Annotated in this window: 8 protein-coding genes; 7 read left to right on the forward strand and 1 reads right to left on the reverse strand. The window is 58.2% G+C overall.

What is annotated here, in order from left to right; genetic code table 11:
• Positions 1-209: 209 nt before the first annotated feature.
• From CIC12_RS18255 to katG, 4 genes are all read left to right on the forward strand, one after another.
• On the forward strand, positions 210-2,249 hold the full coding sequence (locus CIC12_RS18255) for a tripartite tricarboxylate transporter permease (RefSeq protein ID WP_168665608.1): 2,040 nt from the start codon (positions 210-212) through the stop codon (positions 2,247-2,249).
• Positions 2,250-2,406: 157 nt separating this feature from the next.
• Entirely contained in the window at positions 2,407-2,937 is a 531-nt protein-coding gene (locus CIC12_RS18260; protein WP_168665610.1) for a carboxymuconolactone decarboxylase, read from the forward strand.
• Between the two features lie 303 nt (positions 2,938-3,240).
• On the forward strand, positions 3,241-4,440 hold the full coding sequence (locus CIC12_RS18265) for an MFS transporter (RefSeq protein WP_168665657.1): 1,200 nt from the start codon (positions 3,241-3,243) through the stop codon (positions 4,438-4,440).
• A gap of 695 nt (positions 4,441-5,135) precedes the next feature.
• Complete coding sequence (gene katG / locus CIC12_RS18270) at positions 5,136-7,406, forward strand: catalase/peroxidase HPI (protein WP_168665612.1); 2,271 nt, start codon at positions 5,136-5,138, stop codon at positions 7,404-7,406.
• A gap of 801 nt (positions 7,407-8,207) precedes the next feature.
• Here katG and CIC12_RS18275 read toward each other — a convergent pair.
• Positions 8,208-8,966: a SapC family protein gene (locus CIC12_RS18275; RefSeq protein ID WP_238812700.1), complete on the reverse strand. Its 759-nt coding sequence runs from the start codon at positions 8,964-8,966 to the stop codon at positions 8,208-8,210.
• A 972-nt stretch (positions 8,967-9,938) separates the two neighbouring features.
• On the opposite strand from CIC12_RS18275, the gene CIC12_RS18280 reads away from it, so the two are divergent.
• The 3 genes from CIC12_RS18280 (at position 9,939) to CIC12_RS18290 (ending at position 14,591) form a co-directional block, all read left to right on the forward strand.
• Positions 9,939-10,688, forward strand: a complete 750-nt coding sequence (locus CIC12_RS18280) for a response regulator transcription factor (RefSeq protein ID WP_168665616.1) — start codon at positions 9,939-9,941, stop codon at positions 10,686-10,688.
• 202 nt (positions 10,689-10,890) lie between these two features.
• On the forward strand, positions 10,891-11,289 hold the full coding sequence (locus CIC12_RS18285) for a hypothetical protein (RefSeq protein ID WP_168665618.1): 399 nt from the start codon (positions 10,891-10,893) through the stop codon (positions 11,287-11,289).
• On the forward strand, positions 11,289-14,591 hold the full coding sequence (locus CIC12_RS18290) for a hybrid sensor histidine kinase/response regulator (protein ID WP_168665620.1): 3,303 nt from the start codon (positions 11,289-11,291) through the stop codon (positions 14,589-14,591). The genes CIC12_RS18285 and CIC12_RS18290 overlap by 1 nt, the downstream gene beginning before the upstream one ends.
• Positions 14,592-14,984: the final 393 nt, after the last annotated feature.

The following is a 14,984-nucleotide window of genomic DNA, read 5'->3' on the forward strand; positions in this document are numbered from 1 at the left end:
TGGACTTCCGGAAAGGACGACCGTTAGCCATCGTCTGCTGGTGCGCCTTTCCGGCGCCGCACCGGCGGGGTACTCGGGCAGGCGCGACGCTTACGGCGGCTGAACCCGGCCTTCTGGAAGCTGCGCTATTTGCTACGATGCGCGCATCTTCGCCCTCGGCTGGCTTTTAAAGCGGGCTTGCTGAGCTTGCTCGCTCATCTGGATGACTCATGGAATTTTTCAACGATGCAACGTTGCTGGCGGCAGGTCATGCGCTGTCGACGCTCTTGCAGTTCCACCGTCTTATCTTTCTCTGTTTCGGCGTCGTGGTGGGGCTGGCAATCGGACTGTTGCCCGGTATTGGCGGCCTGACCGGCTTTGCTTTACTGGTGCCGTTCACCTACACGATGGATCCCTATGCAGCCTTTGCGATGTTGCTCGGCATGGCTTCGGTCATCACGACTTCGGACGTGATCCCGGCCGTGCTGTTTGGCGTGCCGGGTCACGCGGCCTCGCAGGCGACCGTACTGGACGGTCTGCCGATGACCAAACGCGGTGAAGCTTCTCGCGCCCTGAGCGCGTGCTACACGTCCTCGCTTTTCGGCGGGCTGATCGGAGCAGTCATCCTTGCGGTCTCGTTGCCGCTGGTACGGCCATTTGTTCTCTCCATTGCCACCCCCGAGATGTTGGGGCTGACTATCTTCGGTGTCTCGATGGTGTCGTCGCTATCGGGTAATGCGCCACTGAAAGGCATCGTCGCAGCGTGTTTCGGCATTCTCGTCGGCATGGTCGGCACGAATGTCGAAACGGGGCAAATGCGCTGGACGGGTGATCTTCTTTATCTGCAAGATGGAATTCCATTGGTGCCGATCATTCTTGGCATCTTCGCGCTGCCCGAACTGTGTGAACTCGCTATTCGACGTACGGCGATCGCCGAGAATATGCAGTTCAGTTCGCGCGTTGGAATGCGGCAGGGCGTTGCCGACACGCTGCGAAACTGGTTCCTGGTACTGCGCTGCGGCGGGTTGGGGGCGCTCCTCGGTGCGATTCCCGGCATTACCGGCGCGGTGACTGACTGGATCGCCTATGGTCATGCGATGCAAACGGCGAAGGGCGCCAAAGAATCCTTTACCACAGGCGACGTACGCGGCGTCATTGCCCCGGAGGCTGCCAACAACGCGAGAGAAGGCGGCAGCCTCGTGCCAATGCTCGCTTTCGGTGTTCCCGGCGGCGCAGCGCAGGCAATTTTGCTCGGTGCAATGATGGTGCATGGGTTCATACCCGGCCCCGACATGTTGACCAAGCATCTGGACCTGACCTATTCGATGGTCTGGTCGATCGCTCTGGCCAATATCTTCGGCGCGGGCTTGTGCTTCCTGCTTAGCGGGCAATTTGCGAGGATCTCGACGCTGCGCTATACGCTCATTCTGCCGGTCATCATGCCGATCATCTACGTCGGCGCGTTCCAGGGTTCGCGGAGTTGGGGCGATCTGTTCGTGCTGCTGATTGCCGGGGTAATCGGCTGGACCATGAAGCGTTTGAAGTGGACGCGTCCACCGCTGATCCTCGGTCTGGTGCTTGGCGTGCTGATGGAACGTTACATGACGATCTCCTTCATGCGATATGGCACGGACTGGCTGCTGCGGCCTGGCGTCATGGTTCTTCTTGCACTCGCCGCGCTGATCTTTCTCAACCCGCTGTTCAAACTGTTACGAAGGGGCGGCCTTGCCCGGCTCAAACCGAGCGGGACGATCGCAATTAAACCCGAAGATCTCACGTATCTGTTCTTCATCGGCATAGGGATTTACATGCTGGTGACCGCGCAGGGCTGGCTTTTCATGGCGAGGATTGGGCCGACAGTCGTGGCAAGCATCCTCGTCATTGCCGGGGCGATCAGTCTCGCGAACAAGGTCTTCGTTGCGCCGCCACCCGCCGGGATGGCGCATGGCGGCGGTATCCACATGGATGTCGCGAGCAATGAGGACGGAACCCTCTCAAACACGACCACTTTGCTGCGGGCAGCAAGGTTCTTCGGCTGGTTCCTCGCGTTTCTCGCCTGCATGGCGCTGATCGGCATGATCCCAACGGTCCCGCTGATGATCGTGGCTTTCATGCGCGTCGAGGGGCGCGAGTCGTGGCGGCTCAGCGTAATCCTCGCGCTGTGCGTGACTGCGCTTATCTACGGGATATTCGATCAGATCATCCACATATCGTGGCCGAGTAGTCTCATCGGTCAGTGGTTCCCCATGCTGGCAGTCGGCGGCGCATGACGATGTCGCTGCGAGTCGCGATGCTCGAGTAGAGCGCGGAGCCTGTCCGCCGCTGTCAGGCCGACACGAAGTTAGTTTCCCGAGCAGGAGTCGATTGGTATGAAGCGTATGCCCATGCGAGTCCTGTTGCGGCATCGTTTCATTGGAAGGAGAAAGCATGATGGACAATCGACTCGAACGTATCGACCCGGAGAAAGCCACCGACGAGCAGCAGAAAGTGATCTCGCGGCTCGGCGAAGGGCGAGGGCGTATTCCGACGCCGTTCAATATCTGGCTGCACAATCCGCAGTTGGCCGAAGGCATGGAGATCATCGGCACCCATGTCGATCGCTCGCCGGTGCTCAGCGAAGCGGAGACCGAGGTGGCGATCCTTTCGACGGCGGTCTTCTGGAATGCACCCTATGTGATCGTCAACCACCGTCGCCATGCGCTGAAAGCCGGCGTTCCCGACGCCGTGGTCGCCGCCATTATCGAAAAGCGGCGCCCCGAATCGGTCGGCGGGCGTTTTGGTGCGGTTTGCGAAGCCGTCGGCGACATTCTCGCAGGAGGCGCGATCGACGACGCGCGTTTCGCCCGCTACGAAACCGAGCTTGGCCGCGCGGTGATTGCCGAGTTGCTGATTACCGTAGGCTATTTCACCTCGGTATCGCTCGCCATGACGCTGCACGCGCTCGAGCCCAAGAGCTGATAGCTCATCCCGCGCCCGGGGAGACCTGATTTCGTGACGCGGGATGCTGCTTGTGCATTACCCTGCGGCGCGACACTGCGACCTGCTTGTGCGTGTTTCACAGTTATTCGCTATCCGAATGAATGCGCGCTTGGGAAAGTCTCGGCAATGCCGTCTCCGAGCTTCAATGGGCGCCATGTCGCCAAAGATAAATATGCATATTCCCCCACACCTGCATACCGCGGCACGTAAAGCATTGGCGCGAACTCCGGCATGACGCGCGTATCTGATTCATCGTTACCCGCGATGGACGCGGACGCGGGCATGTCAGCCTTGCTGAGCCGTGCGTCATTCAGGCGGTTCATGACCGCGCGGGTCGGCTCCATCACTGCCCAGCAGATGATATTGCTTGCAGTCAGCTGGCACATGTATGACCTGACCTCCAGTGCATGGGATCTCGGCCTCGTTGGGCTCTTTCAGTTCATGCCCGGGCTTGCCACGACCTTTGTCGCAGGGCACTGTGCCGATCGCATGCATCGTGGCCGGATCGTCGCGGCGTGTCTTGCGGCCCAAGCCGTCACGGCCGCACTGCTCGTCGTAGCGACCGTCACGCACGTTGTGACGCGCGACGTGCTGCTCGGGCTCTCGCTCATCCTCGGCGCTATCCGGCCATTCCAGATGTCGGGGCAGCAGGCGCTGTTGCCCATGCTCGTTCCGCAGAAACTGCTGGCACGAGCGATGGCGCTCAGCACGGTGGTCCAGCAAATATGCGTGGTCGCCGGACCCGCACTGGGCGGCCTGTTGTTCGCGATTGGAGTCAATGCCGTCTACCTGACTTGCGCCGTGCTTTTCTGCGTGAGCGCCTTGATGTGCGCATTCGTGCGTTACGACTACGTACCAGCGCCGCGCGAGCCCGTCACGGCAGGCACGATCCTCGCCGGTTTGCGCTTCGTGTGGAGCAACCCCCTGCTGCTCGGCGGCATTTCGCTCGACCTGTTCGCTGTTCTGTTCGGAGGCGCCACTGCTCTGTTGCCTGTCTACGCGCGAGAGATTCTGCATGTCGGGCCGCAAGGTCTGGGATTGATGCGCTCTGCGCCGGCCATTGGGGCACTTTGCGTCGGCCTCGTTCTGTCGCGGCATGCCATTCGGCGCGGGGTCGGCAAGAAACTGCTGACGGCTGTGGCCGTATACGGTATCTGCATCATTGGCTTCGGGCTCTCCCGATCGTTTCCAGTGTCGTTGGTATTGCTGGCGATCGCCGGTGGTGCCGATACGATCAGCGTCGTCGTGCGGCAGACGCTTGTTCAGTTGGAGACGCCTGATCGGATGCGCGGACGAGTCTCCGCCGTGAACACGTTGTTCATTGGCGCGAGCAACCAGCTCGGGGAGTTCGAATCGGGTGTAACGGCCACGGCGTTCGGCGTGGTTGGCTCAGTCGTGTTCGGGGGATGCGCGACGATTCTTGTCAGCATCGCATGGCGCCGTTTGTTCAAGCCGCTTGCGCAACGTGACGCGTTGCACTGAGTGATGATAATGGCGGCTTCGCACAGAGCCTGATTTGCGCAGGGTTGGATCTCATCAGCATCGCGGTATCGAGCAGCGGGCGTTATCTGTCCGTTCACGGTGTCAGGCTCGGCACGCGCGCCGACTTTGAAAACATAACCAGTAAGAAGCTCCAGTGTGACGGTCGCGCTGGCGACCTTCGCTTGCTCGAACTGGAAAAGTGTTTTCGGGGAAATTTCGCGAGTGCGATTCTCGACGCGACCGGCACCGAGCGGCGCGACGTCTTCCACGCGCGCGCCGTCGACGGGTTCATGTTTTTGCGGCGCCACGCGCGTGACACATTCGTCAATTCAAATCGGCTGAAGGCCTGATGAATCGTGCTGAAGGTTTGCTGGCGCGCGGCTTACGCGCAAGCCGCAAACAACTTGCGCACCACATACGTTCCGCATCGGCGACGATTCAAACCGCCGGGCCCGCAGTTTAGACAACTTCAGCTTGTGTGCACACCCGTCAGTGCAGAACTGCCAGACCATGTACCACAATCGCGATTGGCGGTTTCTAACACGCCGATCAAGTTTATCTAACGGCCCGATCAACTTTAACGATTGGCGGTTGCCGCAATCCTCTACATTATTCCTTTATCACCTGTGCACTACCGAGGTCTGGGTGATTGGACGACGAAAGAGCATAATTTGTAGACCTTCAGGAGGATATCCATGTCTGACAAAGGGAAGTGTCCGTTCCAACACGCCGCCGGTGGCGGCACGACGAACCGTGACTGGTGGCCGGAACAGCTGAGGCTGGATTTGCTGAGCCAGCACTCCAGCAAGTCCAATCCGCTGGATCCGGACTTCAACTACGCCGAAGCTTTCAAAACGCTCGATCTCGCGGCTGTCAAGAAAGATCTCGCCGCGCTCATGACCGACTCGCAGGACTGGTGGCCGGCCGACTTCGGCCACTACGGTCCGCTTTTCATCCGTATGGCATGGCACAGTGCCGGCACCTATCGCATCGGTGACGGCCGTGGCGGCGCTGGACGCGGCCAGCAGCGTTTCGCGCCGCTCAACAGCTGGCCGGACAACGTGAGCCTCGACAAGGCCCGCCGTCTACTCTGGCCAATCAAGCAAAAATACGGCCAAAAGATTTCCTGGGCCGACCTGCTGGTCCTCACCGGCAACGTCGCACTGGAAACCATGGGCTTCAAGACCTTCGGCTTCGGCGGCGGTCGCGAAGACACGTGGGAGCCGGATCAGGACGTCTACTGGGGCAACGAAAAAACCTGGCTGGGTGGCGACGTCCGCTACGGCAAGGGCGCAGCCGGCAACGAAGACGACAACGAAGGCGTGATCGTCGCAGACGAAGAACTCCACGGCGCCGAACAAAGCCGCACCGACGCCGGGCGTAATCTGGAGAACCCGCTTGGTGCAGTGCAAATGGGCCTGATCTACGTGAACCCGGAAGGCCCGGACGGCAACCCCGACCCGCTTGCGGCAGCGCATGATATCCGCGAGACCTTCGGGCGGATGGCGATGAACGACGAGGAAACCGTCGCACTGATCGCCGGTGGTCACACCTTCGGCAAGACACACGGCGCCGGTCCTGCCGACAACGTCGGCGCCGAGCCTGAATCGGCCGGCCTCGAGCATCAGGGTCTTGGCTGGACGAACAGCTTCGGCAGCGGCAGGGGCGCCGACACCATCACGAGCGGTCTGGAAGTGACGTGGAGCAGCACGCCGACGCAGTGGGGCATGGGCTTCTTCCAGAACCTGTTCGGCCTCGAATGGGAACTGACGAAAAGTCCGGCAGGCGCGAATCAGTGGGTCGCTAAAAATGGCGGCGAGACGATTCCGCATGCGCACGACCCGTCGAAGAAAATCCGCCCGACGATGCTGACCACGGACCTGTCGCTGCGGCTCGACCCGGTGTACGAGAAGATCTCGCGCCGCTTCATGGATCACCCCGACGAGTTTGCCGACGCCTTTGCACGCGCCTGGTTCAAGCTGACGCACCGCGACATGGGTCCGCGTGCGCGTTACCTCGGTCCTGAAGTCCCCAGTGAGGAACTGGTCTGGCAGGACCCGATTCCGTCCGTCGACCATCCTCTCGTCAGCGACGCTGACGTCGCCGCGCTCAAGCAGAAGATCGCGGCTTCGGGGCTTTCGGTTGCTGAACTGGTATCGACCGCGTGGGCGTCGGCCTCCACTTTCCGTGGCTCGGACAAGCGCGGTGGCGCGAACGGCGCGCGCATTCGTCTCGCGCCGCAGAAAGACTGGGCGGTCAACCAGCCGGAACAGCTCGCCAAGGTGCTCAAGACGCTCGAAGGCATTCAGAGCGAGTTCAATGGTGCGCAGTCGGGCGGCAAGAAGGTGTCGCTTGCCGATCTGATCGTGCTTGCGGGCGGCGTGGGCGTCGAGCAGGCCGCGGAGAAGAGCGGGCACAAGGTGACGGTGCCGTTCGCGCCGGGCCGCATGGACGCATCGCAGGAACAGACCGACGTGGAATCGGTTGGCGCGCTCGAACCATTGGCGGACGGCTTCCGCAACTACCTCCAGCGCAAGTTCCCTGCATCGGCTGAAGCGTTGCTGATCGACAAGGCGCAACTCCTCACGCTCACTGCACCGGAAATGACCGCGCTGGTCGGTGGCTTACGTGTGTTGGGTGTTCAGGCGGGCAAGGAAGCTCATGGGGTGTTCACGGATCGTCCGGGCGTGCTGAGCAACGACTTCTTCCGCAATCTGCTTGACATTGGCACGCAATGGAAGCCGCAGTCCGAGGCGAATGACCTGTTCCAGGCAAGCGATCGCGCAACCGGCGAGGCGAAGTGGACGGGCACGCGCGTGGATCTGGTTTTCGGTTCCCACTCTGTATTGCGTGCGCTGGGCGAGGTCTACGCAAGCGCGGACGGTCAGGAGAAGTTCGTGCGCGACTTCGTCGCTGCATGGGTGAAGGTGATGAATCTGGACCGCTTCGATCTGGCTTCGGCCTGAAGCACCACGCCCCCGCCGGTGATGTTTGGTGGGGGCGTGGGATCGGGTTGCTGGGTGTTGTCAACGATGCGCCGCGGGGTGCAGAATCTTTCGGGTTATGGGCAGCACTTTCAGCGCTCTTCTGGCGCGCACTCTCCGCGAATTCCGATGCAAGCTGCCTCCTTGAGGGCGGATCGAAAACGAACGCCTCGGAGCGCATCGGAACGTGGCGGAGAGAGAACATAATGAAGGCCATTTGGTCGAGCTCGGGAGGCTAGGTGGCAGGCGTGTCGGTCCCGCGAACACCGCTCGCTGGCGCCGCGGAGACAGCGCCGATGCGCTCGCCAGTTCTTGCATTACCGCCGGGTGCCCGAACATGTGCAAGCCGGCGTCGTGCAGTGGATCGTCCCGTTCACGCCAACCCTCTCCACCCATATCTCGCCAGTGGGTGCGAGCGCTTGCAGAGACCTTGCAAACGGATCTATCGAGATCATTCCTTCTCAACGGCGGGACGCGTTGTGGCCTGTCTCGCAGACCAGGCGGCTTAATGAGGGCATCGAGTTGCGAAGGTTAGAGTGCACGCTGTTCACTCCCGTGAATGCGGCTGCATCTATCGCCTGCGCTGACGCCACCATTTGCGCTGTTCATGCTGCCATAAGCAGGAGCGCCGCGAATACGCCAATCGTCCGATGCTGAAGCGTCTTGCATTGTCGCATTGCTTTGCTCCGTGCCACAGACTGCCCTGATTTCGATCGGCAACCTGCCGCGCCAGGAGATATTGCCGATTACATCGGCAAGAAGTCAGTCCTGTCGCTGCAAACCTTAGCTGGTGGCCGCAGACAACTCCAGCTTATCGTGGAGCAGCCTCTGCATACGTTGCAGCGAAAAGAGGTGCAAATAAGCTCGGGACAGCCAGCCGTTTCGGTGCCATTCCATCACAGTCTCTTCTCCAAGTTGGGCGAGCCTGCCTTCGTTGATGCCAAAAAAGCCCGACACGTTCCAGCTTTTCTTATCCGCTTGCGTGAACGTGGCTGTTAAGGGATCAAGTAGTTTCAGTTCAACTAGACGCCTGCAAAAAGCGTTAGTCCTTTCGAGGTCCGCTTCGTATTCGCGCAGAAACGTTTCAACCTTCTGCCATTCCTGAGTTGCCTTGCCATCGTCATCAAAGAGTCGCCGGTAGCCGTCTCTCGCTTCGCCGACGACATAGTCTTTCTCGACACACACCAGCCGGTTAGGATCGGCCTGTTCGTTGGCGGATACCTTTGCCATGCAGAATGGAAAACGCCGGATATAGGCTGGCTGGTACGCATCCGTCTTCCAACCCGAGGCGGTATAAAACAGGTTCTCTCCTGTAGCAAGACCCAACATGGCGACCAGGCCAACGCGATCATTCAGGGACTCTTGCACAAATACCAGCGGGTAATGCCATGCTGCCGCCATCATCTCGCCGATGCTAAGTGGCACGATGGCCGTATCCTTCACGAACGGTGGCACTTCTCCCGGGGCTGAAAAGCGTACGTAGTCGATACGATTGAGTGCCTTGATATCCCGGTAACCAAAAGGAGGGCTAATATCCATCATTAAACTCCGTCAAAACGAGCATGAATTTTGCGGACAGACATCAAGGACCGTGCCGCGCCGCTAAGACCACAACCGGCTTTCAGGCCGAGAGAAGAAACTGGTATGGAATCATACGCCAGTGCTCTCGCCATAACCTACCCTCTGCAAAGTTGTTGTATTTCGTTATCCGAAATTATACATCCGAGTTGATCAGTTGTTGTTCATATCGTACCTCCCATGCTTTCGTGGCAGAAGCTGCCGCGCAACGCAAGCCACGATCGGCAACCGCTAGAACGCGAGCGCAGCGATTGTCAGGCAACGAAAGCCGCTCGATGACTCGGCGTTCGGACGATCGATCGCGAAGACCCGGTGAACAGGCTGCATACCATCGGATCGTACAGGCGCTTCATGATATTTTTCAAACCAGCGACCCCACTTCCTGCGTTCAATGTTCCTCTTCGCGATACGGCGTGCCCTTTGTCTGCCGCTGATCTTACCTTGCGATTGTTAGCGCGACAAACCCCCCAATCAAATGGCTAGTGTCCTCCCCGACTGGGGGGCTTATTAATGTTTGACACTTAGTACTCTCTATCTACGACGTCATGTCACGGCATGCGGCGGTTTCTAGCGTGAAGTTTAACGGTGGGGGTTGCATTAGGAAACTCTCGGAGGTTGACATGCTGAGACAAGGGACGTGGCGAAGACCTCGGTTGGCGATTGGAAGGCGTGAGTGGCGCGAGTTCAGCCACCGCCTATGGCGCCGAGCTGGTCCTGACAGGCCGAAAGATCTGTGCTTTTGGGCAGGGAAAGGCGCAGAAGTCCGTTGGTGTTTTCGCAGGCGTCTTATTGCCATGGGTTGGGTGGGCCGCGGAAGTACCTCATCACGCCGGTTGCGGCAATGAATTTTCCTCTACTACAGAAGTGAACAACGCGCTAATACGCCTCCGTTGGGAATTTCTTAATAACTTTGGTTCCAGGAAGGAGCAGAAGATTATGAGTATCCTGCTGGTAGACGCCGAGCCGGCACGAGTCGATGTAATTGAAAGAGTACTTCATTCGCTCGGAAAGGATGTAATTCAGGTAGGCCGTGGCGAAAATGCAGTTAAATTTTTGGAATGCGAACCAATTGACCTGGTCATCCTTGACTGGCAATTATCAGGTATGAAAGCACTGGATGTATTGCGTCGGATACGTTCGAATTTTGGAAACGAACTGCCCGTCCTGTTTCTAACGAGTCAGCTTTTCGAGGTCGACATTGTTCATGCGCTCGAAGCAGGAGCTAATGATTATGTATTAAAGCCATTCAGTCCGGCCGAACTTGGTACGAGAGTAAGCGCACTTCTGCTTGAGGCCCAGCGAAACTCCGTGGCCTCTCACTCGAAGACTATCGGTGCATACAGTCTCGACGCCGCTCAGCGGAGAATTTCTGTCGAAGGTAGAGCCGTTAAGCTGACGGAGAAGGAATTCGACATCATAGCCTACCTTTTCAACAATGTGGGTCGGGTCGTTTCACGAGACATCCTGGCGAAGTTGGCGTGGGGTAGAGAGCTGGATAGCTCATCTCGCACAGTAGATACGCATATCTACCGTCTTCGCCGAAAACTGTTGCTGAGTCCGGAAAACGGCGTACGTCTAACTGCGATTTATACGCATGGGTACCGCCTCGATGATATAGGGAAGCCCGCCACGGTGGCCAAGTTAGATAGATCAAGTGATCGTGTAGCTCAATGCATCGCAGGTTGATGAAGCCCGCTCCACCATGAAGTCTGCTTACCAAGAAGAAATGCAGTTGTATCGATTTTATCTTTGCTTGAGTTGGAAGAAAGAAGGAATTGCCTTCCTGTGCCGATTCAAATGATTTCAATCGTGTCCGAATTGCCCAGCTTGCGTACGCGGCAAGCTGACATCGACAGTACGTTACAGCCATTGAAGAGTGCCCAGCAGGATGAAAAATCTACAACAGGACGCCTGGATCGACTTGTCGGATCACCACCTGCGTGGGTTGTCCTGCGCCGTCGATTCGACCACGACCGCGCTGGCCTTTGACATCCCAGCCAACGCACACTTTGAATCAGCGCCGTTCAACGCTCCAGTGAAAATTCCATGTGATTATGGTGCGACTGAGTTCCTGATGAAATGGATTGCTGTGTGCGACGCCGGTTTGTGCCGGAGGACGGCAATCTGCTTTTTCTCCAGGCTGCGCTGCGTAGGCTTTCCGAAGCAACATCGTCGCCGAGTTTTAACCGGCACCGTCCTCAAAGAAAGGGCTCCAGGAATGCTGGACGAGCGGCTACCGGAAGGCGCCTGCAGGGCGGACCATCGTCCTGTCGGTTATGGTTGCTGATGAATCACAAAGCCGCCCTCCCACGAGACTCTCAACTACGCTCCCTACAGGCGCTTGACAACAGTCTGAAGCGCGAGCGTCGCGTTTTCCTGCTGGTGATATCACTTCTCATCTTCTCGATCGTCTGCGCCGCGAGTGTGATATTGGCAATCAGGCTTGCCAACATGCTTTCGTTTGAAGAACAGGCTGCACGTGCGGCGGCCGAGGAGGTCAACGCCATGCTTATCCAACGGTATGGCATGCTGACCACTGCGAGGCTTTTGCTCGAACTGCACGAGCAAGACCTCCTGACCGCGCCTTCGGAACATGTGACGCACCCGCAATGTACTCCGGTCTTTGCGGCGCAACCGGAGCGAACTTCGCTTCGCTTGATTTGCGATGAAGCAGTGCAATTGCTTACCACCATGGGGACTGCGCCACCGCTAGAGTTCATGGTCGTGGATGGTAGCGCCGCGTACGGCTACCAATTGGTTGCCGGTGCGCCGCCCAATAACGCACAGCATGCAGGTTATGCTCCCGGACTTCTCGTTCATGCTGTGTTGACCGTGATGGAGCAGCGAGGCTTCGGGCCACATGACGATAAGAACGGACGCGGCATCATCTGGTTTCCCGCGCTGCCCTCGCTTGGGCTTAAGCCGCAGCTGATGCTTGGCGCGACGGTGGTCTGGAAAGGCGATCAGCCGCAAACAATCGTGCTGACAAGTATCGATCCGTCTGAATTCATGTTGACTTCGGCGGCTGATCTGCTCAACCTCACGCCATCGCTGGTAAGCGCCGATGGTTCGCTGCTGGTAGGCGACATTCCTGCCGAAACGGCACGGGTCATGAACACACGTATTGCTAACCGGTCACCTGGTCGTTTTCACTGGCTTCCAGATTACGGTTGGGGCTTGTCTTTGCCCCCGCTAGCATTTGGTGTGGGCCATCTGATGTTCGCGTTGCCTTGGAGCGAACAGATTTACCTGATGCGCACCGATCTCACCATCGTGATCTTCGTGATGGTCTTGCTAGTCGGACTGTTGATAGCGGTGAGTCGTTACTGGAACCACCGATTCCTGACGCGTACGTATGCAGACGCTTCCCGTGCGCTGGAAGGCGAATTGCTGAACTATTTGCTGGTACACGCGACCCCCGTCGGCCTAGGCATCGTGCGCCAGCATGACCTCGAGATAATTCTGGCGAATCAGATCGCCCGCAACGTGCTTGGGCTCACCGATTCGGCTGCCCGCTTTCCCGAAGGCCTGTGCGAGGAGTTTGCGCGGCGCAGCATGGAGCCCATGCTACCCAAAGGCATGGCACAGGTTTCCCAGTTTCTTTTCTCTATTGCTCGCAGCGACGGAAGCAGTGCCCACCTTGAAATAACATATGCGCGTGCTGTGCTGAATCGGGAAGGCGTGCTCTTTTGTGCGATAGCAGATGTAACCGAGCAACATAAGGCTGAACAGCTGTTGCGAGAGGCGAAATTGACGAGTGAGGCAGTAGCGAAAGCCAAGGTGAGCTTTTTTGCCTCGATGAGTCACGAGATCCGTACGCCGCTCGCTTCGCTCCTCGGCAACCTCGAACTGCTCGCCCTCGGTCCGCTCGCGCCAGAACAGGAAGCCCGCACGCATGCAATGCAGATGTCCGCGACAAGCCTGCTCCATGTAGTCAATGATGTGCTGGATTTTTCGCGGATGGACCTGGATGAGCTGCAGCTCACAGAGAACTGGTATTCCGTGAAGGAATTCCTTGAGCGTATCGTGTTGGCACACGTGCCGCTTGCGCTTAGACAGGGTCTGAAGTTTTACATTGTCATTGATCGCAATGTTCCTTTCGAGGCCCTGTTCGATCAGATTCGGGTTGCACAAATCCTCAACAACCTGCTTAGTAACGCGTTCAAGTTCACCAATTCTGGCAAGATTGTGGTTCGCGTGTACTGGGTTGACGAAGCACTTGAGATTCACGTGATGGATTCCGGCCAAGGCATTCCAGACGAACTGAAGGAGCGCCTTTTTCAACCTTTCACGCAGGGCGAGGGACAAAGCCTCTCGCGAACGCCCGGCACCGGGCTTGGCCTGTCAATCTGTGCGCGCCTGTGCAAGCTGATGGGGGGCCGCATCGGGTTTGAAAGTAGCGCCGGTGTCGGTACACACATTGACGTGACATTGCCGCTACGAACGCGTGATGACCGCGGGAGCGGGGCGCTTGAGTGGACGCTACCGGAACGGCGTCCCGCGATTCTTTGCCGAGCTATAGAAAATCAGGAATGGCTTATCAATCTTTTTGATCCGCAAACGAGTGAGCCAGTCCTGCTTTCTGCTCCCTCCAAACCGCTGCCGGTCGGGTCATTTGACTATTTGCTTGCCACTGACGAGTTTGCGCCAAAGGACGTGTTGAAAGCCGGGGCCGCGTTGTCGAACGTAGTGTGGGTTGCGCAGAATGGCCCAATGGTGCCTGTCATGCGCGAAGATGGCAGCGTGGAGGTTAGCATCTATAGTGTATCCAGTATCCGGGCGGCCACCCAGATGTTGCGTACACGACCGGCGAATGCGGGGCGCACTACGGAATGCGCGAATATTCGTCTGGAAACGCACCATTCTGGATTGCTGAAAGTGCTCATTGTTGAAGATAACTTGCTTAACCGGGGGGTACTACGTGATCAGTTACGCACGCTCGGCGCGAACGTGATTGAGGCGGAGAACGGCCGGGAAGCACTTGCGCGGTTAGAAAAGGAACATGTTGACATAGTGCTTGCCGATATCAACATGCCGGTTATGAACGGCTATGAACTGATGCGCGCCGCGCGGGAAAAATATCCGTCGCTTCCGGTGTACGCGGTGAGCGCAAATGCTCGTCCAGAAGACGTCGCGCAAGGCCGCGATCAAGGTTTCATCGACTACCTGAGCAAGCCCACGCCGCTAGCCGCTCTCGCTGCGATATTAGACGCCGTACCGAGCCCCGACCGCGCGCCGCGTGATGAGCCGATTCCAGAGGCGCCCATCCCGCATTTTCCGCATGTGCCGCAGTCTTGTTGCCAGGTATTCATGGAGCAGGTAGATCACGATCTGGCCGACCTCAGCAACATTGTGGAAACACAGGACGTGTACCAACTAAAGGACTGGGCACACCGACTGTCGGGAGGGCTAGTGGTACTGGGTCCTTCCATGCTGTTTGAAGTGTGTGAAGAATTGCGGACCTTGCTTGACGCTGATGAGGAGTGGAGCGAGGAAGTTAAAGCGCTATTAGCGGTTATCGCTGAAGATTTGCTCGAAATGCGCCGGTATATCGAGCGGCAGATCACAGGGCCGGGCGATTCTGCGTGATGCCGAGGGGGGATCCGAAAGGTCGCTTGTGTTCAGTCAGACGTGCCTCACATGGCAAGCTTCGGGCTCGCTGCGAGCGGTGGAAGTAGCTTTATGTAAGCGGTCATTAGGCAGGAGATCGTACCTAACAGGGGCCACAATGACCGTAGCGAAACGGAAGCAACGCGTGTGACCGGATCTTCAACTCGTCAAGCTGGTGGACGGCTTGCTGGCAACTACCAGAAACCGTCATCAGCTGTTCTACCTCCCACTGAACATCAGCAAGAAGCGGCCGATGCCGTTCCGCGACCGGAAGGCAGCTCTGAACCGCTTCACGATCCAGTTTGAAGAAAGGCTGGTACCGGGTTAGACATAAACCCGTTTGCACGAAATCCGGGACAACCCTGCCACTTG

This window comes from Paraburkholderia sp. SG-MS1, assembly GCF_012275575.1.
Taxonomy (GTDB): domain Bacteria; phylum Pseudomonadota; class Gammaproteobacteria; order Burkholderiales; family Burkholderiaceae; genus Paraburkholderia.

Excerpts from the sequence above, each read along its gene's own strand:
- CIC12_RS18255 (WP_168665608.1), top strand. The coding sequence starts at position 210 with ATGGAATTTTTCAACGATGCAACGTTGCTGGCGGCAGGTCATGCGCTG.
- CIC12_RS18260 (WP_168665610.1), top strand. The coding sequence starts at position 2,407 with ATGATGGACAATCGACTCGAACGTATCGACCCGGAGAAAGCCACCGAC.
- CIC12_RS18265 (WP_168665657.1), top strand. The coding sequence starts at position 3,241 with ATGTCAGCCTTGCTGAGCCGTGCGTCATTCAGGCGGTTCATGACCGCG.
- katG (WP_168665612.1), top strand. The coding sequence starts at position 5,136 with ATGTCTGACAAAGGGAAGTGTCCGTTCCAACACGCCGCCGGTGGCGGC.
- CIC12_RS18275 (WP_238812700.1), bottom strand. The coding sequence starts at position 8,966 with ATGATGGATATTAGCCCTCCTTTTGGTTACCGGGATATCAAGGCACTC.
- CIC12_RS18280 (WP_168665616.1), top strand. The coding sequence starts at position 9,939 with ATGAGTATCCTGCTGGTAGACGCCGAGCCGGCACGAGTCGATGTAATT.
- CIC12_RS18285 (WP_168665618.1), top strand. The coding sequence starts at position 10,891 with ATGAAAAATCTACAACAGGACGCCTGGATCGACTTGTCGGATCACCAC.
- CIC12_RS18290 (WP_168665620.1), top strand. The coding sequence starts at position 11,289 with ATGAATCACAAAGCCGCCCTCCCACGAGACTCTCAACTACGCTCCCTA.